The 21,304-nt window shown below is 71.4% G+C and carries 20 protein-coding genes; 9 read left to right on the forward strand and 11 right to left on the reverse strand.

Annotation, left to right across the window (positions count from 1 at the left end):
• Positions 1 to 57: 57 nt before the first annotated feature.
• On the reverse strand, positions 58 to 903 hold the full coding sequence (proC, locus tag IFU19_RS13740) for a pyrroline-5-carboxylate reductase (RefSeq protein ID WP_192014412.1): 846 nt from the start codon (positions 901 to 903) through the stop codon (positions 58 to 60).
• A 123-nt stretch (positions 904 to 1,026) separates the two neighbouring features.
• Between proC and IFU19_RS13745 the strand changes: the two genes are divergently transcribed.
• The gene (locus IFU19_RS13745) at positions 1,027 to 2,139 is read left to right on the forward strand and encodes an alpha/beta hydrolase (RefSeq protein WP_055839137.1); all 1,113 of its coding nucleotides are present in this window, start codon (positions 1,027 to 1,029) and stop codon (positions 2,137 to 2,139) included.
• A gap of 67 nt (positions 2,140 to 2,206) precedes the next feature.
• Positions 2,207 to 3,136 carry a TIGR03560 family F420-dependent LLM class oxidoreductase gene (locus tag IFU19_RS13750; protein ID WP_192014414.1) on the forward strand — a complete coding sequence of 310 codons (930 nt, stop codon included), beginning with the start codon at positions 2,207 to 2,209 and terminating at the stop codon, positions 3,134 to 3,136.
• Between the two features lie 36 nt (positions 3,137 to 3,172).
• Here the strand turns inward: IFU19_RS13750 and tadA are convergent, their stop codons facing one another.
• On the reverse strand, positions 3,173 to 3,628 hold the full coding sequence (gene tadA / locus IFU19_RS13755) for a tRNA adenosine(34) deaminase TadA (protein WP_055839587.1): 456 nt from the start codon (positions 3,626 to 3,628) through the stop codon (positions 3,173 to 3,175).
• Positions 3,629 to 3,714: 86 nt separating this feature from the next.
• Here tadA and upp point away from each other — a divergent pair, with 86 nt between their 5' ends.
• Positions 3,715 to 4,347: a uracil phosphoribosyltransferase gene (upp, locus tag IFU19_RS13760; RefSeq protein ID WP_055839143.1), complete on the forward strand. Its 633-nt coding sequence runs from the start codon at positions 3,715 to 3,717 to the stop codon at positions 4,345 to 4,347.
• Between the two features lie 190 nt (positions 4,348 to 4,537).
• On the opposite strand, the gene IFU19_RS13765 is transcribed toward upp, so the two are convergent.
• Positions 4,538 to 8,092: a TM0106 family RecB-like putative nuclease gene (locus IFU19_RS13765; protein WP_192014416.1), complete on the reverse strand. Its 3,555-nt coding sequence runs from the start codon at positions 8,090 to 8,092 to the stop codon at positions 4,538 to 4,540.
• 110 nt (positions 8,093 to 8,202) lie between these two features.
• Here IFU19_RS13765 and IFU19_RS13770 point away from each other — a divergent pair, with 110 nt between their 5' ends.
• Complete coding sequence (locus tag IFU19_RS13770) at positions 8,203 to 10,260, forward strand: NAD(+) synthase (RefSeq protein ID WP_192014418.1); 2,058 nt, start codon at positions 8,203 to 8,205, stop codon at positions 10,258 to 10,260.
• A 74-nt stretch (positions 10,261 to 10,334) separates the two neighbouring features.
• On the opposite strand, the gene IFU19_RS13775 is transcribed toward IFU19_RS13770, so the two are convergent.
• Positions 10,335 to 10,832: a DUF427 domain-containing protein gene (locus tag IFU19_RS13775; protein WP_055839151.1), complete on the reverse strand. Its 498-nt coding sequence runs from the start codon at positions 10,830 to 10,832 to the stop codon at positions 10,335 to 10,337.
• A gap of 106 nt (positions 10,833 to 10,938) precedes the next feature.
• Here IFU19_RS13775 and IFU19_RS13780 point away from each other — a divergent pair, with 106 nt between their 5' ends.
• The 4 genes from IFU19_RS13780 to IFU19_RS13795 all read left to right on the forward strand — a co-directional run bounded on the left by IFU19_RS13780 (position 10,939) and on the right by IFU19_RS13795 (position 13,066).
• On the forward strand, positions 10,939 to 11,136 hold the full coding sequence (locus tag IFU19_RS13780) for a hypothetical protein (protein ID WP_055839154.1): 198 nt from the start codon (positions 10,939 to 10,941) through the stop codon (positions 11,134 to 11,136).
• Positions 11,133 to 11,276, forward strand: coding sequence for a hypothetical protein (locus tag IFU19_RS13785; protein WP_156458827.1), 144 nt, complete (start codon positions 11,133 to 11,135; stop codon positions 11,274 to 11,276). Before IFU19_RS13780 ends, IFU19_RS13785 begins: the two co-directional genes overlap by 4 nt.
• 138 nt (positions 11,277 to 11,414) lie before the next feature.
• Positions 11,415 to 12,359: an aldo/keto reductase gene (locus tag IFU19_RS13790; RefSeq protein ID WP_192014420.1), complete on the forward strand. Its 945-nt coding sequence runs from the start codon at positions 11,415 to 11,417 to the stop codon at positions 12,357 to 12,359.
• Between the two features lie 149 nt (positions 12,360 to 12,508).
• Positions 12,509 to 13,066 carry a phosphorylase family protein gene (locus IFU19_RS13795; protein ID WP_192014422.1) on the forward strand — a complete coding sequence of 186 codons (558 nt, stop codon included), beginning with the start codon at positions 12,509 to 12,511 and terminating at the stop codon, positions 13,064 to 13,066.
• On the opposite strand, the gene IFU19_RS13800 is transcribed toward IFU19_RS13795, so the two are convergent.
• The 7 genes from IFU19_RS13800 to IFU19_RS13830 all read right to left on the reverse strand — a co-directional run bounded on the left by IFU19_RS13800 (position 13,054) and on the right by IFU19_RS13830 (position 20,134).
• Positions 13,054 to 14,553, reverse strand: a complete 1,500-nt coding sequence (locus IFU19_RS13800) for an MFS transporter (RefSeq protein WP_249405455.1) — start codon at positions 14,551 to 14,553, stop codon at positions 13,054 to 13,056. The genes IFU19_RS13795 and IFU19_RS13800 overlap by 13 nt on opposite strands.
• Before the next feature lie 137 nt (positions 14,554 to 14,690).
• On the reverse strand, positions 14,691 to 14,873 hold the full coding sequence (locus IFU19_RS13805) for a hypothetical protein (RefSeq protein WP_055839166.1): 183 nt from the start codon (positions 14,871 to 14,873) through the stop codon (positions 14,691 to 14,693).
• Positions 14,874 to 14,882: 9 nt separating this feature from the next.
• The gene (locus IFU19_RS13810; RefSeq protein ID WP_192014424.1) at positions 14,883 to 17,921 is read right to left on the reverse strand and encodes an AAA family ATPase; all 3,039 of its coding nucleotides are present in this window, start codon (positions 17,919 to 17,921) and stop codon (positions 14,883 to 14,885) included.
• Positions 17,918 to 19,072 carry an exonuclease SbcCD subunit D gene (locus IFU19_RS13815; RefSeq protein WP_192014426.1) on the reverse strand — a complete coding sequence of 385 codons (1,155 nt, stop codon included), beginning with the start codon at positions 19,070 to 19,072 and terminating at the stop codon, positions 17,918 to 17,920. Before IFU19_RS13815 ends, IFU19_RS13810 begins: the two co-directional genes overlap by 4 nt.
• Positions 19,073 to 19,209: 137 nt before the next feature.
• Positions 19,210 to 19,530, reverse strand: coding sequence for a hypothetical protein (locus IFU19_RS13820; protein ID WP_055839174.1), 321 nt, complete (start codon positions 19,528 to 19,530; stop codon positions 19,210 to 19,212).
• 1 nt (position 19,531) lies between these two features.
• Positions 19,532 to 19,741, reverse strand: coding sequence for a hypothetical protein (locus IFU19_RS13825; protein WP_192014428.1), 210 nt, complete (start codon positions 19,739 to 19,741; stop codon positions 19,532 to 19,534).
• A 93-nt stretch (positions 19,742 to 19,834) separates the two neighbouring features.
• Positions 19,835 to 20,134 (reverse strand): GNAT family N-acetyltransferase, encoded by a 300-nt coding sequence (locus tag IFU19_RS13830; protein ID WP_192014430.1) that lies wholly within the window; start codon positions 20,132 to 20,134, stop codon positions 19,835 to 19,837.
• 433 nt (positions 20,135 to 20,567) lie between these two features.
• Here IFU19_RS13830 and IFU19_RS13835 point away from each other — a divergent pair, with 433 nt between their 5' ends.
• Positions 20,568 to 21,260, forward strand: a complete 693-nt coding sequence (locus IFU19_RS13835; protein WP_192014432.1) for a winged helix-turn-helix domain-containing protein — start codon at positions 20,568 to 20,570, stop codon at positions 21,258 to 21,260.
• The last annotated feature ends 44 nt before the right edge of the window (positions 21,261 to 21,304 follow it).

A 21,304-nucleotide genomic window follows, 5' to 3' on the forward strand; every position in this document is an offset into this window, starting at 1 on the left:
CGGAGGCTTTCGCTCCGGCGCCTTCGCCCGTAACGGGCCCCGTGCTCGGCCGGCACGTCACCGCCCCTCGGCGAGTTCCTTGGCGCGCGCGAGTGCAGCCTCGGCGGCCTCGGTGAAGGTGTCGTCGAGTCGGGCCTCCTGCAGCACCGCGACGGCCCGCTCGGTCGTGCCCTTGGGGCTGGTGACCCGGCGACGCAGCTCCGCCGGGTCGACGTCGGAGGCGGCCAGGAGCGTCGTGGCCCCGATGAAGGTCTGCTCGGCGAGCAGACGCGCCTGCGCGTCGTCGAAGCCCATGCGGACGGCCGACTTGATGAACTCCTCCACCAGCAGGAAGACGTAAGCAGGCCCCGATCCCGAGATCGTCGAGAGCGCGTCGATCTGCTCCTCGGGCACCTCGAGCACCGCACCCACGGTCTCGAACAGAGCGCGGACGACGGCCACGTCGTCGGCCGAGGCAGCCGGCCCCGCGGCCAGACCGGTCACTCCCTTGCCGACGAGCGACGGCGTGTTCGGCATGGAGCGCAGCGTCGCGACACCCGCGCCGAGGTGGCGGGCGAAGGTGTCGAGGGTGACCCCCGCGGCCAGGCTGACCACGACCGCGCCGTCCCGCAGGTGCGGGGCGATCTCGTCGAGAAGGTCGGGCACCATCGCGGGCTTGACGCCGATCAACACCACCTCGGCGGATGCCGCGGCCTCGATGTTGCCGTTCGGGTGGGCCTCGAGCGCGACGCTCGTCACCCCCTCGAGATCGGCGAGCTCGGCGGCCTTCGCGATCGAGCGGTTGGTCGCGGTGACGCCCCCCGCGCTCAGGCCCGCGGCGACGAGGCCGTGCAGGATGGCCCCTCCCATCGAGCCGGCTCCGAGGATCGCGATCGGGGGCAGCGAGGTGATGGCATCCGTCATGCCTCCAGTCTACGAAGCGCCCCCACGCCGCGACAGGCAACCCTGAGTGCGACCGATAGGGGCGGGCGTTAGAGTCGGACGACGGTGTACCGGGGCACCCGCGATCGACACGGAGGACCTTCCATGACTCTCTTCGACGGCATCACCGCGCGCCTGCTCGAGACCGACCGGCTGGGTGTCAATGTGCTCGAGCGCTCCGGCGACGACCCTTCGACGCCCCCGGAGCACACGGTCGTGCTGGTGCACGGGAACGTCGCGTCGTCGCTGTTCTGGCAAGAGATCATGCAGGACCTCCCCAGCGATCTGCGCGTCGTCGCGGTCGACCTCCGCGGCTTCGGTCGCACCGAGCACACCCCCATCGACGCCACCCGCGGCGTGCGCGACTTCAGCGACGACCTGCACGCGACCCTCGAAGCCCTCGGCATCGCATCCGCCCACCTCGTGGGATGGTCGCTCGGCGGAGGTGTCGTGCTGCAGTACGCCCTCGATCACCCGGTGCTCTCGCTGACCCTCCAGTCGCCGGTCTCGCCCTACGGGTTCGGCGGCACCCGACGCGACGGCTCGCGGCTCGACGACGAGGGTGCGGGCACCGGCGCCGGCGCCGCCAACCCCGACTTCGTCCAGCGACTCACCGACGGCGACACCAGCGCCGACGCCCCCACGTCGCCGCGCTCGGTCTTCCGCTCGACCTACGTCGCGCCCGGGTACACGAGCGAGCACGAGGACGTCTGGGTCGAGGCGATGCTCTCGACGTCGACGGCCGTGGGCAACTACCCGGGCGAGTCGGTCACGACCGCCACCTGGCCCGGCTTCGCCCCCGGACGCACGGGGGCGCTCAACACGCTGTCGCCCCTCTTCTTCGACGTCTCGGGCATCGTCGACCTGGCCGACAAGCCCCCGGTGCTGTGGATCTACGGAACGGCGGATGCCATCGTCTCCGACGCCTCGTTCTCGGATGTGAACCACCTGGGCGCCCTGGGCGTCGTTCCCGGGTGGCCCGGCGACGAGATCGCCCCCGCGCAGCCCATGGTGTCGCAGACGCGCGACGTGCTCTCCGCCTACGCCGCCCGTGGCGGCGAGGTCACCGAGGTGCCCGTCGAGGGAGCAGGCCACTCGGTTCATCTCGAGCGTCCCTCCGCGTTCCGCCGGGCCCTGCTCACGCACATCGGCTACGTCGGCCGTCCGGCCGATCCCGCCCCGCCCACCGAGGCGATCATCCTGCGCTCCGCCGACTGAGCGCTGCGACTCGACTCGGCCCGTCCCGCCCTCTCCGTCGCACCACCCGATCTTCCCGGAGGCTCCCGTGGAGTACTGCCTGTTCACCGAGCCCCAGCAGGGCTTCTCGTACGACGACCAGCTCGCCTTCGCGCAGTCGGCCGAGCGGCACGGCCTCGACGGGTTCTTCCGCTCCGACCACTATCTGCGGATGGGCGAGGGCGACCCGCGGCCCGGGCCGACCGACGCGTGGACCACGCTCGCCGGTCTCGCCCGCGAGACGTCGCGCATCCGCCTCGGGACCCTGGTGTCGTCGGTGACCTACCGCGTGCCCGCGATCCTCGCCATCCAGGTCGCGCAGATCGACGCGATGTCGGGCGGCCGTGTCGAGCTCGGCCTCGGGACCGGCTGGTTCGAGCGCGAACATGCCGCTTACGGAATCCCCTTCCCCGCCAAGCGCTTCGACCTGCTCGAAGAGCAGTTGCAGGTGGTGACGGGCCTGTGGCAGACCCCGGATGCCGAGACCTTCTCGTTCGACGGAGAGCACTACCGTCTCGACGCCGCCCCCGCCCTCCCCCGTCCCGTGCAGTCGCCGGTCCCCGTGATCGTGGGCGGTGGCGGTCCGAAGCGGACGCCGGCGTTGGCCGCGCGGTACGCGACCGAGTTCAACATCGGCTTCGTCGCCGAGGACCAGATCTCGGCTGCCTTCGCGCGCGTGCGCGCCGCGTGCGAGACCGCCGAGCGCGACCCCGCGACGCTGAAGCTCTCGGTCGCTCTGCCGACCATCGTGGGCACGGACGACGCCGAGATCGAGCGACGGGTCGCCGCGATCGGGCAGACCCGTGCGCAGTTCGACAACGGCGCCAACCTCATCGGGACTCCGGCGCAGATCGCCGACAAGGTCGAGCGCCTGCGGGCGCTGGGCGCCGAGCGGGTGTACTTCCAGCTGTTGGATCTGCGCGACGTCGCACACGCCGATCTCGTCGGCGCCGAGCTGCTCCCCCTGCTGCCCCGCTGACGCACGCTGGCCGCGGGGCGGAGGGCGGGTGCCCGATTACGCGTCGTAGTCGTGCGGGTGTTCGCGCCGAACCTCGAAGAACGCCGTCAACTGCGCGGCGGCTTCGTCCTCGTCCACCCCGCCGACGACCTCGACGCGGTGCGGCAGGCGCCGGTCGCGCAGAAGGTCGTACATCGAACCCGCGGCGCCGGCCTTGGCATCCCACGCCCCGAAGACCACCCGGGGCACGCGCGCCTGCAGGATCGCACCGGCGCACATGACGCACGGCTCGAGGGTCACCACGAGCGTGCAGTCGGCGAGATGCCACGAGCCGAGGGTCTCGGCCGCGGCACGCAACGCCAGCACCTCGGCGTGCGCCGTGGGGTCCGCCGTGACCTCGCGCAGATTGCGGCCCTCGCCTAGGATCCGCCCCTCGGCGTCGACGACGACGGCGCCGACGGGCACATCACCGTCGACGGCGGCCTCGGCGGCCAGCGCGAACGCGCGACGCATCGCGGAGCGGTCGGCGGCGGTGGGGGTCACGGGGGCTCCGAAAAAACGGACGAGGGAGATCAGGGGAAGCGGCTAGCCTTGAGCCTATGCGTGTCCACGTCGCCGACCACCCGCTCATCACCCACAAGCTCACGGTGCTGCGTGACGTGCAGACATCCTCGCCGGTGTTCCGCCAGCTCACCGAAGAGCTGGTGACCCTGCTGGCCTACGAGGCGACTCGCAACGTGCGTGTCGAACCGATCGAGATCCAGACCCCGGTGACCCTCACCCAGGGCGTCAAGATCAGCGAGCCCCGCCCCATCGTCGTGCCGATCCTGCGCGCCGGTCTCGGCATGCTCGAGGGCATGGTGAAGCTTCTGCCCACCGCCGAGGTCGGCTTCCTCGGCATGGTGCGCGACGAAGAGACCTTCGAGCCCACGACGTACGCCGAACGCCTGCCCGACGACCTGAGCGACCGCCAGTGCTTCGTGCTCGACCCCATGCTCGCCACCGGCGGCTCGCTGGGTGCGGCCATCAACTTCCTCTTCGCCCGCGGCGCGCAGGACGTCACCGCGATCTGCCTGCTCGGCGCCCCCGAGGGCGTCGCCGCCATCGAGAAGCAGGTCGAGGGACACGACGTCACCCTCGTGCTCGGCGCCGTCGACGAGCGACTCAACGAGAAGGGCTACATCGTGCCCGGTCTCGGCGACGCCGGCGACCGGTTGTACGGTACGGCCTGACGCGTTCGTTCGGCCCGATTCGGTGCGGCGAGCGGCGGGGCGTGAGAACCGAACCCCGGCCGCCCGCTCCCGCCCCGCACCCGGTTTCCGGCGAACGGGTGCGGCCCGCACCCCGGTGCCCGGCGATATGTGTGCGGTGAACGGGCCGGGCTCGGCGCCATGGTCGACGGCGATCGGGCAGCCCGGCCCCTCACTCGACTCCGTCGACCAACCGCGCGAAGGCGCTGAGGCGTGCCACCCCCTCGGGAGTACGCGGAAGGTCGTCGAGCAGCGCGGGTGAATACACGACGTACGCCGCCTGCATCGCACGCGAGATCGCGACGTTGATGCGGTTGCGCAGCAGGAGGAACTCCAAGCCCCGCGGTGCCTCGCGCCCCGAGGACGCCGCGAGGGTGAGGATGGCGACCGCCGCCTCTTTGCCCTGGAAGCGGTCGACGGTGCCCACGGGGACGTCCGAGAAGCCCGCCGCGGCCAGGGCCTCTTCGACGGCCACCTGCTGAGCGTTGTAGGGCGTGATCACGATGATGTCGTCGGCGCGCAGGGGCCGCGGCTCATGCACGACGGCCGAATCACCGGCCCCTCCTTCGGCCCCCGTCCACTCGCGGCCGACGAGGTCGGACACGAGGCGTGTGACCTCGGCCGCTTCCTCCGCCGACCAGGTCGAGTTGCCCTGGTGGCGCACGGGAACGATGTGCACCCCGGGTTCGACGCCGTCGAGTCGGCGCAGGGCCGTCGACGGGTGGGCGGCGAGGCGGCCCTCGTACGACAGCCGCGACACGGGACCCGCGACCGCGGGGTGCAGACGCCGGGTGCGCGCGAGGAAGTAGCCGAGCTCGGCGGGCACCACCTCGGCGCCGTCGATGATCCACCCCAGCGCCGACGTATCGACGGGTTCGGGGTGCGTGCCCTGGCTCACCTGCGGCAACTGCTGCGGGTCTCCGAGCAGCAGCAGTCGCTGCGCGGCCAGCGAGACGGCGATCGTCGAGGCGAGCGAGAACTGTCCGGCTTCGTCGATGACGAGCAGGTCGAGGCTGCCGCGGGGGATGCGCGTCTCGTGGCTGAAGTCCCACGCGGTGCCGCCCACGACGAAACCCTGCGCCGCGTTCTCGGCGGTGAAGGCGGCGACGCCGTTCTTCGGGAGCACCGTGAAGGCATGCGGGACGCTCGGGTCTTTCGGCGCCTTGCCGACCCGGGATGCCGGGACCCCGGCCGCGATGACCTGATCGAGCATGTGCTCGATCGTCGCGTGCGATTGCGCGACGACGCCGATGCGATACCCCCGCTCGGCGACCAGGCGGGCGATGACGTGCGACCCGACGTAGGTCTTGCCGGTGCCGGGCGGGCCCTGCACGGCGAGATAGCTGTGGTCGAGATCGGCCACGCTGCGGGCGATGGCGGTGACCTCGTCGTCGCCCGGGGCGCCGTCGACGGCGGTGACAGGTGCCAACGCGCCGGAACGGGTGCGCGGCGGCACTCGACGCAGAACGTCGGCGGCGGCGCCGCCGGGCATCGCCGGGGCGACCGTCAGCACCGCGTCGGCCCACGCGTCGATCGCCTTCTGCTGGTTGCCCGCGCGCGGCGGGGCCGGCGGGGTCAGGGCGAGCGGCAGATCGTCCCAGGTGACGCCGTCGGCGGCGATCTCTTCGACGATCGCGCCGTCGTCGAGCACCTCGCGCACCGTCACCCGGCGGGCACCGTGGATCCAACGCGGGCGGGTGTCGAGCGGGAACGGCGCCGGCAGGTCGTAGACGGCGAAGGGCTCGGCATCCGGGCTCAGGCGCGTTCCGGGGGCGAGTTCTCCGCGCAGCTCCACCAGGCGGCGCTCGGAGCCCCGCCCCGACTCGGCGATGTGCCAATCCGTGACGACCCGCGAGCGGGCGGCGTCGACGACCACGACGTCGCGCGTCTCTTCCCACACCGAGATCGGCTCGCGCAACCGCAGGAAGTGCGTCGCCCAGTAGCTCTTCTCTTCGCGGGGGTAGTAGTCGATCGCGGCGGCGGCGAGGCGCAGCGCTGTCGCATCGCGCGAATCGGCACCGGACTCGACGGCGGCGGCCCACCGCTGCAGGGCGGTCGCCCGGGGCGAAGGCTCGTAGGCCTGCTCGTCGGGATCGGCGCCGTGGGCCGGCACCGCACCGGCCTCGCGCGCCCGGTCGACGAGCCAGTCGCGCAGGCGGCGGGTCGACACGCAGTCGTAGCGGTTGTAGTCGGCGAGGTCGTCGAGCACGCGCTGCGCACCCACCGCGTCGCCGTCGGCCGCGAGCGCCCGGGCCTCGACGTATTTCACGATCGAGTCGTCGCCGCGCTGCACATCGCTCGTGCGCACCTCGTCGCCCATGTAGAGAGGTTCGAGCTTCTTGATCGAGTACGAGCGGGATCCCACGCGCAGGGCGCGACGGACCACGGGATAGAGGTCGACGAAGATCCCGTCGCGCAGCAGTCGATCGACGTCGGCTTCGCGCACCCCGTAGGTGGCCGCCATCGTGAGCAGATGGGTGGGCTCGTAGGGGGCGTAGTGGTAGATGTGCATTCCGGGGTACTGCTGACGGCGCAGCGCCACCATGTCGAGGAAGCGCTCGAGCGCGACGCGCTCTTCGTCGAATGTGTGGGCCCAGAGCGCCCCGTAGGTCTCGCGCGTGTCGACCCAACCGAACAGGTAGTCGATGCCCCAGTGCGCGCCGACGCCCTCCGTGTAGAGCGGGTCGCCCTCGAAGTCGAAGAACAGGTCACCGTGGTCGGGGCGCGGCAGCACTCCCAGCGACTTGGGTGCGACGACCTCGTAGGTGGGCACGGCGTGCGCCGGCGTCGCCTCGGTGGGGACGCCCGCCGGGCTGTCGAGCTGCAGTCGCGCCTGGGTGCGAAGCGAGACGAAGGTGTCGGATCCCATCGCGGCCGGGGGCTCGGTCGCGCTGGCGAGCGCGTCGATGGTGGGGATGCCGCCCGCGCGCAGCCGATCGCGCTGCACCGGACGCATGCCGGCGACCAGCAGCAGATCACGGTGCGCGACGACCTCGAGCTCGCAGGTGGCGCAGCGGCCGCAGGCCACGACGCCCAGGTCACCCCGCGCGTCGCCCCATTCGATGACCGGGCCGGCGACACCGAGCCCGACGCGGCGGTCGGCGATGAGAGCGCGCAGACGCGTGCGCCGCAGCCCAAAGACCGGCAGCAGGTCGTCGACACGGTGCGTGCTCGTCGAGCCGTCGCCCAGCAACAGCTCCACGCGGTCGGAGCGTGCGACGCCCAGGCGGTCGAGCTGGTCGACGTAGGCGGCGAGCTGCATGAGGGCGGTGACGCGGGCGCGGCGGGCGAGCTTCGTGTCTTGCACGACCCAGGGCCGCGTGCCGTCGGGGCGGGGGTGGGTCTCGCGCACGAGGAAGTCGGCGAAGCCGACGAACTCGTCGGTGGCGAAGGCGGCCTGGTAGACGACCTCGGCGGTGGGGTCGGCGAGGGCCGCGTCGGTGAGGCGCACGGCCTCGGCGAGCGCGACCGCGTCGGAGGAACGCGCGGCGGGGATCTCGCGGACCGCGCCGCCGAGACCGGCCCGGTAGTCGTCGAGCACCCGCAGTTCGTGCGCGGTGCCCAGCTGTGCGGCGCGTTCGAGCGTGGCGTCTGCGGGGTCGTCGACGGGGGCGATGCGGCCGATCTTGGCGTCGATGGCGCGCAGCCACGCGAATTCGCACTCGGCCGCCGCCTTGAGATCGCTGGCGCTCCAGACGATCCGCCCGTCTTGTTCGATGTACCGCATGGGAACCCACGCTAACGGGGACCACCGACATCACGATCAGTGCCTCCACAGGCCGGACCGGGCCGCGAAGGGACTGCCACCGTGTCGGAGGCACCTGACAGACTGGACGGGTGATCACCGACCTGCCGTTCGAGAGCGTCTACCGGCACGGCTTCGCTCGGGTCGCCGCGTGCACGATCCCCGTCGCCCTGGCCGACCCGGCGACGAACGCCGACGCCGTGCTCGACTCCGCCCGCGCGTGCGACGCCGAGGGCGTGGCCGTCGCGGTGTTCCCCGAGCTGTGCCTCACGGGTTACTCGATCGACGACCTCGTCATGCAGGACCCCCTGCTCGACGCGGTCGAGGCGGCGCTCGGGCGTCTCGTCGTGGCATCCGCAGACCTCTTCTCGGTGCTGATGGTGGGCGCTCCCCTGCGGCACGGCAATCGGCTGTTCAACTGCGCCGTGGTCATCCACCGCGGTCGGGTACTCGGCGTCGTCCCCAAGGCCTACCTGCCCACCTATCGCGAGTTCTACGAGCAGCGCTGGTACGCCCGCGGCGACGACCAGGCGGGCCAGCACATCACCGTCGCCGGCGCCACGGCGCCGTTCGGCCCCGACCTGCTGTTCGACGCCGTCGACGTGCCGGGGCTGACGCTGCACGCCGAGGTGTGCGAAGACGTGTGGGTTCCGATCCCGCCGTCGTCGGGTGCGGCTCTGGCCGGAGCCACGGTGCTCGCGAACCTCTCGGGCAGCCCCATCACGATCGGCCGTGCCGACGACCGCACCCTGCTGTCACAGTCGCAGTCGCTGCGCTGCCTCGCGGCGTACGTCTACGCCGCCGCGGGCCAGGGCGAGTCGACCAACGACGTCTCGTGGGACGGCCAGACGATGATCTACGAGGGCGGACAGCTGCTCGCGACGACCGAGCGCTTCCCCGATGGTCCACGCCGGAGCGTCGCCGACGTCGATCTCGATCGGCTACGTCAGGACCGCCTGCGTCAGGGCACCTTCGACGACAACCGTCGCACGGTCGGCCCGCAGTTCCGCACCGTGTCGTTCGAGCTCGCGCCGCCCGCGACCGACATCGGCCTGCGCCGTACCCTCGACCGCTTCCCGTTCGTGCCCGACGACCCCGCTCGTCTCGCCCAGGACTGCTACGAGGCCTTCAACATCCAGGTGTCGGGGCTCGTGCAGCGTCTGCGGGCGATCGGCGATCCCAAGCCCGTGCTCGGTGTGAGCGGTGGCCTCGACTCCACCCATGCGCTGCTCGTCATCGCTCAGGCGATGGATCGCATGGGGCGTCCCCGCAGCGACATCCTCACGTACACGCTCCCGGGCTTCGCGACGAGCGAGAAGACCAAGCGCAATGCCATCGCCCTCGCCGAGGCCGTCGGCGCCTCGATCGAAGAGATCGACATCCGACCCGCGGCATCCGAGATGCTCGCCCGCATGGGGCATCCCTTCGCCTCGGGGCAGCCGGTGCACGACGTCACCTTCGAGAACGTGCAGGCGGGGCTCCGCACCGACTACCTCTTCCGTCTGGCCAATCAGAACGGCGGCATCGTCGTGGGCACGGGCGACCTGTCCGAGATCGCCCTCGGCTGGTCGACCTACGGCGTGGGCGACCAGATGAGCCACTACTCGGTCAATCCCGGCATACCGAAGACCCTCATCCAGCACGTCATCCGCTGGGTGATCTCGGCCGGCGAGCTGAGCGCGGACACTGTCGAGGTGTTGCAGGCCGTGCTCGACACCGAGATCAGCCCCGAGCTCGTCCCGGCCGGTCAGGACGGGCGCATGCAGTCCACCGAAGACCGCATCGGTCCGTACAACCTCCACGACTTCACGCTGTACCACGTGCTGCGATTCGGGTTCCGTCCGTCGAAGGTCGCGTTCCTCGCCGCGCACGCCTGGAAGGATCCGGATGCAGGAACCTGGCCCGCGGGTTATCCCGAGGGTGAGCGGCCGGCGTACGACCTGGTGACGGTCGCGCGGTGGCTCGAGGTGTTCCTGCAACGGTTCTTCGGATTCGCGCAGTTCAAGCGCACGGCCATCCCGAACGGCCCCAAGGTCTCTCCCGCCGGCTCACTGTCACCGCGCGGCGATTGGAGGGCGCCGTCCGACGGCAACGCGCGGGCCTGGCTCGCCGACCTGCACGCCGCCGTTCCGCAGGCGTTCGACGACTGACGCGGTCTCTCCACTCAACGAAGCCGGTCACTCCGTCATCGGTATAGCGGAACGCGGGCGAGGGTGACCCCGGGTCACCAGCCCATCGACCCCGGAACACCCTTGAACGGGCCCGCGAGGTCCTTCGTCACCCACCCGCCGTAGAAGCCTCCGGGTTGCGGCTGCACCGTCTCTCCGCCCAGCACCACGCGGTCCAGCGGCCCGGCGTAGACGGCCACGCGGTCAGCCAGCATCTCGTACCCCGGCATGGGGTTCGGATAGTTCCACGCCGCGCGCGCGGCCACCGCTCCCCCACCGCCGTGCACGTCGAAGTAGCGCGCTCCGCCCTTGTACTCGCAGAACGACGCGCCCTCGCCCAGCGTCAATGCCTCACCGAACGCGGCGATCGGCAGATAGTAGACGGGCGGGTGGCTCGTCTCGAGCACGCGGACGACGTCATCGGTGTCGACGATGCGCACCCCGCCGAAGTCGATCTGCACGCGCTTTCGCACGGTCTCGACGCGAGGCGGGCGGGGGTAGTCCCACACGGACTCCTGGCCGGGGCGGACGGGATCGGGAACGGGGCGCGCCATATCCCTACGCTACGCCTCGGGGCGGAATGCGGATCGAGATCTGATCGTGCGTTCGCCGTCACGGGAGACATCCGGCTTTTCGGTAGCCTGGGAGCAGGGGGTCGACGTGAGCGAACAGAAAGTCACAGACGGCGGGGGCAGGTTCCGCGTCTACCAGGTGAGCGGCATCGTGCTCGCCGTCCTCTTCCTCGCGCTCGGCGTCGCCGCGTTCCTCGCCGGCGGCGGCCCCATCATCGCCGCCATCGCCGTCATCGGAGGTCTCACCGTGCTTGTCGTATCGATCGTGACGATGGTGCGCTCGTGAGCGTCCCCGATGGCTCCGACCGCCCCGACGGCAAGAAGAAGTACCCGACCGGCACGGTCGTCATCTGGATCGCCGGTGCGGGGATCGGCCTCTGGCTGCTCATCAGCGGCCTCATCGGCATCCTGTCGGGCGGTTCGTGAGTCGGCGGGGCTGAGCCCACTCCGCTGAGCCCCGGGCCGGCCGCCCCTGCCGCACGGCGGGTCACGGCGCGTCGAGGGAATGCCCGCTGCCGAGCATCGTTGTCCCTGAGGTCAACGAACCTCGACAGGAAGGGCATCATGACGCGCCTTGGACGCAGCGACCTCGACATCCTCCCCCTCTCGCTCGGCGGGAACGTCTTCGGTTGGACCGCCGACCGCGACACCTCGTTCGCCGTACTGGACGCCTTCCATGCCGGGGGCGGGAACTTCATCGACACGGCTGACGGCTACAGCGCGTGGGTCCCGGGCAACTCCGGCGGAGAGAGCGAGACGTTGATCGGCGAGTGGCTCGCGTCACGCAAGCCGTCGAACGTCGTCGTCGCGACGAAGGTGAGCACCCACCCCGACTTCCGCGGCCTGTCGGCGGCGAACGTGCGCGCGGCGGCCGAAGCCTCGCTGCAGCGCCTGGGTGTCGACACCATCGACCTGTACTACGCCCACTTCGACGACGCCGAGACCCCGCTCGAAGAGACCGTGGCCGCCTTCGGCGACCTCGTGTCCGACGGTCTCGTGCGCCACGTGGCCGTGTCGAACTACACCGCCGAGCGCATCCGCGAATGGGTCTCTCTGGCCGAGGCCTCGGGCGTCGCCCTGCCCGTCGCCATCCAGCCGCACTACAACCTCGTGCACCGCACCGACGTCGAGCGCGACATCGTGCCCGTCGCCGAGCAGTACGGCATGTCACTCGTGCCGTATTTCGCCCTGGCCAGTGGCTTCCTGACCGGCAAGTACCGGACGGCGGATGCCACGGGCGACTCGCCCCGTGCCGAGGGCGCCGCGAAACTCGCCACCCCCGCCGGCCTCGCGCTGATCGACGCGCTCGAGGAAGTCGGAGACGCCCACGGCGCTTCCATCGCGACGACCGCGCTGGCGTGGCTGCGCGCGCAGCCCGCGGTGGCCGCCCCGATCGCCAGCGCGTCGAAGGTCGAGCAGGTCGCCGATCTGCTCGCGAGCGCGCGCCTCGAGCTCAGCGCCGACGAGCTCGCCCACCTGTCGCGGGCGTCGGACGCCGCGCAGGACTGACGTCGCTCGCAGTGAGGCCCCGGCACACACCGTGTCGGGGCCTCGCTGCGTCTTCGGACCCCGGCGGTCGGGCGACGCCCGAGCGCGTCATCCTCGTGACGTCATCGTCGTGACGTCATCGTCGTGACGTCATCGACGACAATGGAGGGGTGAAGCTCCTCGTCGCCGCCCATGTGTCCGAACTCGTCGCCTTCGAGGAGGACATCCCCGGCTTCACCCGGCTGCTGACGGGCGTGGGGAAGATCCCCGCGGCCTACGCCCTCACACGCGCTCTTTGCGAGGGCGACTACGACGAGATCGTCGTCGTCGGCACGGCGGGGGCGATCGACGATGACGTCGAGGGGGGCATCTACGAGATCGCCGGAGCCATCCAGCACGACGTGAAGGGGCTCGACGGGACGTTCGGCGAGCACGTGTCACTGCCGACGCGGGTGGACACCGGCGCCGAAGGGCTCGTCATCGCCACCGGCGACCACTTCGTCGACGACGCCGAGGCGGTTCGGCTCATTCGCGGCCTCGGAGCGCGGCTGGTCGACATGGAGTCGTACGCGCTCATCTGGGTCGCGCAGCAGTTCGACGTGCCGATCCGCATCCTGCGGGCCGTCTCGGACCGCGCGCACGACGGCGCGACCGAACTGTGGGATGTCATCGTTGAGCGCTGCAGCCACGAGCTGCGCGCGAAGATCGGCGAGCTCTACGGGGTCTGAGACCCCGAACGAGCCCGACCCGCCAGGTCGCCGACGCCCACGATCAGCGCGATACCCAGGAAGACGCCCACGGTGATCATGCCGGACGCGTAGGCGTCGTGGTAGACCACCGTCATGTCGGCGGTGTCCTGCTCGCGATAGACCGTCGCGTAGAAAAGTGCGAGCGCGATGGCCGTACCCACGGCGGTGCCGATGCGTTGTCCCAACTGACCCACCGAGCCCGCGACACCCCCGCTGGTGACGGGGATGTCGGCGAGCGTGAGGGTCTGATTGGGCGAGATCACCAGACCGCCGGCGAACCCGCCGACGACCATCACCCCGGCCATCGCCCACGGCGTCCACTCGGGTGCGGTGAACAACGCCACCAGCACGAGACCGCCCGCCGTGGCGACCATGCCCAGGATTCCCCACACCACCAACGGACGCCCCAGACGCGTGACCAGATTGCCGCCGATCCACGAGCTCCACGCCGACGCGACCGCGAACCCGATCGTCACCATGCCCGCGAACACGGGTTCGAGTCCCAGCCCGCCCTGCAGGAAGAGGGTGCCGAGCAGGAACATCGCGGGGATCGCGGCGAAGTACGCGGTCGAGATCAGCACACCGTTCCGGTACGACGACAGGCCGAAGATCGAGAACGGCATGAGCGGCATCCCACCCCGGTCGGCGTATCGGCGCTCCCAGAACACGAAGCCGGCGGCGAAGACGACCGACACCACAAGCAGCCACCAGCGGCGGGGATCGTCGCCGGGCGCACCCGTGGTGAAGAGGAACGGCCACATGAGGGCCAGGATCGTGAGCGCGAACAGCAGCACGCCGACGGGGTCGAGGTCGAGCTTGCGACGCGACTTGGTGCGGGTGTCGGGCAGCAACCAGGCGGCCAGGGCGATGACGATCGCGACCAGCGGAATGTTGATCCAGAAGATCAGACGCCAGCCGTCGGTCTCGCCTCCCAGGGCGATGAGCAGACCGCCGAGCGTGGGACCGAACGCGGTGGCGATGCCGATGGTGGCCCCGAACAGCCCGAAGGCGCGACCGCGTTCTTTGCCCTGGAACAGCTGCTGCACCAGCCCGAGGACCTGCGGCATCTGGATGCCGGCGGCCACCCCCTGCAGCAGACGAGCGACCAGCAGCACTCCGGTGTTGGGGGCGAGGGCGCACGCCAGGCTCGTGACGAGGAACAGCGACAGGCCGACGAGGAACAGCACGCGCCGGGAGCGCAGGTCTCCGAGACGACCGGCGGGCACCAGCACGAGACCGAAGGTGAGGATGTAGCCCGACACCACGAGCTGCAACTCGGTCGGCCCGGCGTTCAACGCCGCCTCGATCGAGGGCAGGGCGACGTTCACCTTGGTGAGGTCGAGGATCGTGAGCGCGGCGACCGCCACGGCGACCCAATAGGCACGCCAGCGATGCTTCGACGACAGGACGATATCGCGCGTGGGGGGATGGGTGGAGCCCGAGGGGGCAGGCGGCTGATCAGACATCGCGTGCCACGCTACTCCGGGGGTCGGACACGACGGTCGGGCTTGCGTGGACCGTCCCGCCGGCACGGTGATCGCGGACGATCTCGCTCGGCGGGCCGCCGGCGCCCGAGGACCGGGGCGCCGAGCCTTCCGCGCGCTCAGTCGATGTCGCGACGAGCGAAGACCGCGCGCAGGATGAAGAACACGATCACCGCGACGATCGCCACGGCGACCACCCGAAACGCGAACGCGAGGATCGACAGGAGGATGTTCACGACGACCCAGGCGATGACCACGGCGACGATGACGCCGAGGATGGTCCAGAGGGTGCTCTTGCGCATGCGACCAGCCTAGGCGGGGAGCAGGGCGGCATCCTGGGAGATGACGCTCGGTCCCCTCGGTGTCGCGGTCACCTGCAACTGCGCGGGCAACTGGTCTCTCATCGACGCCACGTGACTGATGACGCCCACGGTGCGGCCGCCTTGCCGCAGCTCGTCGAGGGTGCGCATGGCGAGATCGAGGGTGTCGTCGTCGAGCGAGCCGAAGCCTTCGTCGATGAAGAGGGTGTCGAGCCGGATGCCCCCCGCCCGGGCCGTGACCACCTCTGCGAGTCCGAGGGCCAGGGCGAGCGACGTCAAGAAGGTCTCACCGCCCGAGAGCGAGTGCGGCGGACGGCACTGGCCGGTGAAGGCGTCCATGATCTCGAGCCCGAGCCCGCTGGCGGCCCCGCGGGCCGCGAGCGCGTCGGTGTGCTGGAGTCGGTAGCGGCCCGACGACATCTGCTCGAGACGCAGGTTGGCGGCCACGACGATCTCTTCGAGCTCGGCGGCCAGCACGAAGGTCTCGAGCGTCATGCGGCGGGTGTTGGGCGCGCGTCCGGCGAGGGTGTCCGCCAGACGGGCGACGACCGCGTGCTCTTCGGCCAGCTCCGCGATGGCCGAGTGGCCGGCATCGGCCCGCTGGGCGAGGCCTCGCAGACGGTCAGCGAGAGTCCGCGCCTCGGCGTGCGCGGCGGCGGCCTGCTGCACGGTCTCGCGCGCCTGCCGCACGGCGGCCGTGTACGGCGCGAGATCGAGCGGCTCGTCGCTCGCGTCGACGAGCGCCAGCTCCAGGTCGAGCAGGCGCTGCCGGGCGGAGGCAATCGCCGTCGCGTGCTCCGTGACGATCGCGTCGAGACGTCGGCGCTCGGCCGCCGGCCGCAGGGCGACGACGACCGCGTCGACGTCGTCGAACGAGGTGTCGGCCACGAGGTCGTCGAGGGTCGTCCGGGCGTCGAGGTGCGCGGCCCGCGCGGCGGCCACGTCGGCGCGCGTGGTCAGCAGGTCGCGCACCGCCGTCCGATGCGACTGCAGGTCGTTCTGTCGCGCGGTGACGGTCGCGAAGTCGCCGCGCGCCCGACGCACGTCGTCGCGCAGCGCGTCGCCCCGCTGCTGCGCGAGGGCGGCATCCTGCCGCGCCGTGACGAGGTCGGCCGTCAGGCTCTCGATCCGCGCCGCGATGGCGACGTCGATCTCGAGGGCACGCGCACGCTCCGCTTGACGCTGCTCGAGGTCGGCGACGTCGGCGAGAGCGCTCGCGAGCGCGGTCTCGGCCGCGGCGAGGCGGTCGGTCAGGGTCGCGACGCTGTCTCCTCCCGCCCGAGCGGCAGCGAGAGCGTGGTCGTCGCGGGCGATCCGGGCGGCGTCGGAGGCAAGCCGGTCGGCGTCGACCGCGGCGTTCTTGCGATCTTCGGCGGCGGCGATCTGCTCGTCGGTCACCGAGGCATCGCCACCCACGGCGGGGGCCGGGTGCTCTCGGGAGCCGCAGACGGAGCACGGTTCTCCGTCGACGAGCTCGTGGGCGAGTTCTGCGGCGGCGCCCGCCAGGCGACGCCGCAGCAGCGTCGTCCACGCGTCGACCGCACGCTGCAGATCGTCGGCGCGGACGAGAGAGGAGAGGTCGGCCTGGTCGCGCTGCTCGAGCAGTCGCGCCGCCTGGTGGGCGGCATCCAGCCGACGTCGAGCCTCGTCGCGAGCTGCCAGCGCGGCCTGTCGCCGGTCGGGGGCGCCCTGGAGGGCGGTGAGGCGCTCGTCGAGCGTCTGGAGCAGATCGGGCACCTCGCGGCGACCGTCGACGAGGGCGTCGCGCTCCCGCTCGAGCGTCTGCACGCGCGCGGTGGCCTGCGCGACCGCGGCGTCGGCGTCGACCAGTTGCTGCTCGGCGACACGCGCGGCCTCGGCCTGGGCGAGCAGTGCGGTCAGCTCATCGTCTCGTGCGGCGAGGGCGTCGTCGGTTCCGGCGTCGCCTTCCCCCACGGCGCGCGCACGGTCGAGGGCTGTCCCGTGACGCTTCTCTGCGGCGGTCACCGCGGTCGCGGCCCGCTCCGCGGCGTCGACCGTCGCCCGGAGCGCCTCGGCCGCGGCCGCCGCGGCCGCTTCGTCACGCGCGCGCTCGACCGCGTCGCTCTGCGCCTCGAGGGCGGCGAGCTCCCGGCGCACGCGCACGCGGTCGCGCTGACGCTCGTGCAGCGTCGCGGCCTCGCGTTCCGCCGTGAGAGCCGCATCGAAACCCGCATCGGCCGACTCTCGATCTCGGGCGAGGGTATCGACGAGGTAGGCGGCCCTCTCGACGGCGCGGACGACGAACGCCAGCCTGTCGGCGACGGCGCGGGGGGCGTCGTCGGACGCCGGGGAATCGCCGGACGACGACGTGACCTCGGAGTCGGGGGCACCGCCGTCGAGTTCCGCCGCCAGACGCTCGGCCTCGTCGAGGAGGGTCGAGACCTCGATCCCCTCGGCGGCGAGGCGCACCTGGGCGCGCTTGCGACGTTCGTCGAGATCTGCGGTGTACTGCTCGAACGAACGCGTGCCGAACAGGGTGCGCAGCAGCGTCAGTCGCTCGTCGTTCTTGGCCAGGAGGAATCGAGCGAAACGGTTCTGCGCCAGCAGGATGACCTGGAGGAACTGCTGCTGACTCAGCCCCACGATCTCGTCGAGGCGGGTCGCGACGTCGACGGGGCGCGCCGCGACCCCGGTCCAGCCCTGCGGAGTCTGCACCTCGAGAAGGGCGCGGTGCGGCTCTTTGGTGGTGCCGCCGCCACGACGCTTGGGCCGCTCGAACTCGGGCGAGCGGGTGATGCGCCATCTCTCGCCGTCGGCGCTGAACTCGAGCGTGACGCGCGTCGGGTCGTCGGGGGTGCAGTGGTCGCTGCGCAGGCGCCGTTCCGCTCCGTCGTAGCGGGGCACGCCCCCGTACAGGGCGTAGCAGACGCCGTCGAGCACGCTCGACTTGCCCGCCCCCGTGCGCCCCGTGATGAGGAAGATGCCGTCGTCGGCGAAGGCGTCGAAGTCGACCGCCTGCGTGTCGAGGAACGGGCCGAAACCCTCGAGTTCGAGCCGGTGGAGCTTCATGCGCGCGCCTCGGAGACCGCTCGGGTGTCGAGGACCTCGCGGATGAGGGATCGCTCGGCCTCGGTGGCGCCCTCGCCCTCGCGCACGTGAGCGAGGAACGCGTCGATGACCTCGGCGTCGTCGCGGGCCGCCCGCACGCGTCTCGCGTAACCGACGCCGTCGTCGGCCCGGGTCTCGGCCGGAACGTGCGCGACGGTGGCGCACCACGGGAATCGTGCCTGCAGCCGTCGCATGGGATCGGGCTGAGGAGTCGCGTCGGTGTACTCGGCGCGCACCCAGTGCTCGTCGTGGCCGTCGAAACGTTCGTCGGAGAGGAGGTCGTCGAGGGAGGCACGCAGGGTGACGAGGGGGCGCGGAACGGGCAGGTCGAGCCACCGCACGTCGGCGAGGCCGTCGCCGTCGAGCTCGACCAGCCACGAACCACGCGGTTTGCCCGCCTCGCCGAAGCTGTAGTGCACCGGTGCTCCCGCGTACCGCACGCGATCGGACAGCTGCTGCCGGCCGTGGATGTGCCCGAGCGCGACATAGTCGGGCCCGTCGAAAGCCGAGAGGGGAACGACGTCGAGGCCGCCCTGACGGATCTCGCGCTCGACGCCGGGGGTGGCCTCCACTCCCGCGGCGAAGCAGTGCGCCGCGACGACGGAGCGGCCGCCGCGTTCGGCCAGATCGTCGCGCACGAGGTCGAGGGCGTGCGCCATCGTCTGCGCCTGGCTTCGCAGCTCGACGCCCTCCCACAGGTGACGCACGATAGCGGGTTCGAGGTAGGGGATGCCGTAGACGTGGACCGGCCCGTGCTCGTCGTGCACGGTGACCGGCGTTCCCACCGACAGCGGATCGGTGACGACGGTGATGTCGTCGCGCAACAGCGCCGATTGGAAGCCGAGACGGGCGGCGGAATCGTGATTGCCGCTGGTGACCACGACGCGGGCACCCGCGTCGGTCACCGCCGCCAGGGTGTGGGACAGGAGCGGGTAGCACGCGGCTGCGGGCGTGGCCGAGTCGAACACGTCGCCGGCGACGATGACCACGTCGACGTCGTTCTCGCGGACCTGGGCCACGAGCGCATCGAGCACGCCGCGCAGGGCGTCGAGCGTCGAATGCCCGTGGAACGATCGCCCGATGTGCCAGTCCGAGGTGTGCAGGATGCGCATGCAGACACGGTACGTCGCACCTCCGACATCGGCTCGCAGCAAACGCCTGCCTGCGGTGACGACTCAGCAGAACCAGGATGACGCGAAGACGGCGCCCCACCCCGGGGTCACCGGGGCGGGGCGCCGTCGATCGGTTCTCAGGCCCCGTTGACCTCGGCGACGAGGGCGCGGATGCGGTCGTCTCCGAGATCGAGACCGATGTCGGAGAAACGCTGACGAAGGACGTCGGCGACGCGCTCGTCGCTCTTCCCGCCGACGTCGGCGCGGGTCTGGACCACGACGCCGGCGATGCGGGCCTCGTCATCGGTGGGGTGGGTGTCCATCATCGGCTCCGACTGCTCGTCGGGGCGCGCGGGACGCTTGCTCTCCTCGTGCACGGCACCGCCCACGGAGTCGGCGGGCGACGCGCCACCGTCGGGACCGGCGGAAGGTTGCGGGGCTCGGGTCTCGTCCGACATGTCAGTCCTCCGTGCTCAAGTCGGGGTCGATGCCCCGGCTGGCGGCATCCCCCTCGATCGGGTCCGAGGGCTCGGCGTCGTTGAGGCGCGGCGAACCCTTCGCGTTCTCGTTCTGCTGAGCGGTCTCGCCGTCGGCGACGGCACCACTCTCCCAGCCACCGGGCGGGTCGGCGTTGATGACACCCTCGGGCAGGTCGCGGTCGTCTGTCATGACTTCCCCTTTCGACCTCTCCAGCATCGTGGCGCCACCGTCCGCGGCGGCAGGGGTTGACGGCATTGCGGCTCCTGCCTAGACGCCGTCGCCTCAGACGGACGGCCGCGATTGCAGAAGTCCGGCGCGTTCCGGATGGGCCTCGAACCACTCCCCCACGTACCAGCACACCGGGAGGATCCGGCGGCCACCGGCCGCCTCGATGGCGTCGACGGCGCGTTCGGTCACCACACCGGCGTATCCGTGGCCCCGGAAGGTGGGGATGGTGAACGCGCGCGTGAGGGCGATGGTGCGCCCGTCGTCGCGATAGTCGAGCACCGACACGAGGTCGTCGCCGTCGTGCAGGGTGAATCGCGAGGCGGTCTTGTCGTCGGCGAAGTGCAGGTCGGCCATTCCGTGAGGGTACGCCGCTTCGCGACTCCGGGCGCCGATGCAGCAGAATGCTCGAATTGCGCGCGCGTGGGCGACGAACACCGCGCATGATGCGCAACGGGACACGCGATCGCTCGATTTGACGCGATCCGACTCGGTGCGTCATAATCCCCCCATGACTGTCAACGCGCGTTCTCTGTCCGCCCGGGAGGCGAACAGGACTGCCGGCATGATGATGCCCGGCCGCGTTGTCATGTGTTGTCGAATGTGCCGCTAACCGCGACCCCTCGTACGGACGACCTCGGTTTCTGAACGCCGACCTCGTCCCCCGGTCGTCTGGCATCCGCGTCGATCACGCGTACCCCGGCACCGCACCCCGGCCCTCTCGGCCCTCACCTCCCGCTGAACCCCGCATCGTGACGCACGGGTTCACCACCCAAGGACTTCATCACTCATGTCGATCTCCGCCGTTCTCGACCGCACCCAGCCCTCCACCGTCCGCACGCAGGCTCCCGCCGCACCCGCCGCCCCGCGGCCCGTCGCCGGCACCGCGCCCCGCGGCTTCGCCCTCTACGTCGGCATCGACGAAGAGAAGGCCGCCGCCGCCGGTGTCAGCCTCGGCACCCTCGTCGAGGCCCTCCGCCGCACGCTGAGCGAACTCGCCCCCTCCGCCGAGACCTACGCCACGGTGGCCCTCGCCCCGGCCGGCGCCGGTGGCCGCGACGTCGACGTCGTCCGTCTCGCGCTGCACGAGCCGTCGGCCGTCGCCCGCACCAAGGACGAACCCGTCGACGAGGACCGCGCCCCCGGCGGCGTGGTCGTCGACATCTCGCGCAAGCGCGTGCTCATCGACGGCGAGTCGGCCGCCTTCACCTTCAAGGAGTTCGAGCTGCTGCAGTACCTCGTGCTGCGCGAGGGGCGCACGATCGAACGCACCGAACTGGTGGCTTCGCTGTGGGAGGGCTCGACCGACGACGACGCCCCGGGCGAACGCACCATCGACGTGCACGTGCGGCGCCTGCGTGCGAAGCTCGGCGCCTACGAAGACATCGTGCGCACGGTCCGCGGCGTCGGGTACCGCTTCGACCGGCACGCCGACGTCTCGATCCGTTACGGCCACGGCACCCCCTCGCCCGACCGCTTCTGATCGCTCGCCGCCGCATCCGGTGTTCTGTGCGCACTGGTCGCGGT

This window comes from Microbacterium sp. CFBP 8794 (assembly GCF_014841235.1).
Classification (GTDB): Bacteria; Actinomycetota; Actinomycetes; order Actinomycetales; family Microbacteriaceae; genus Microbacterium.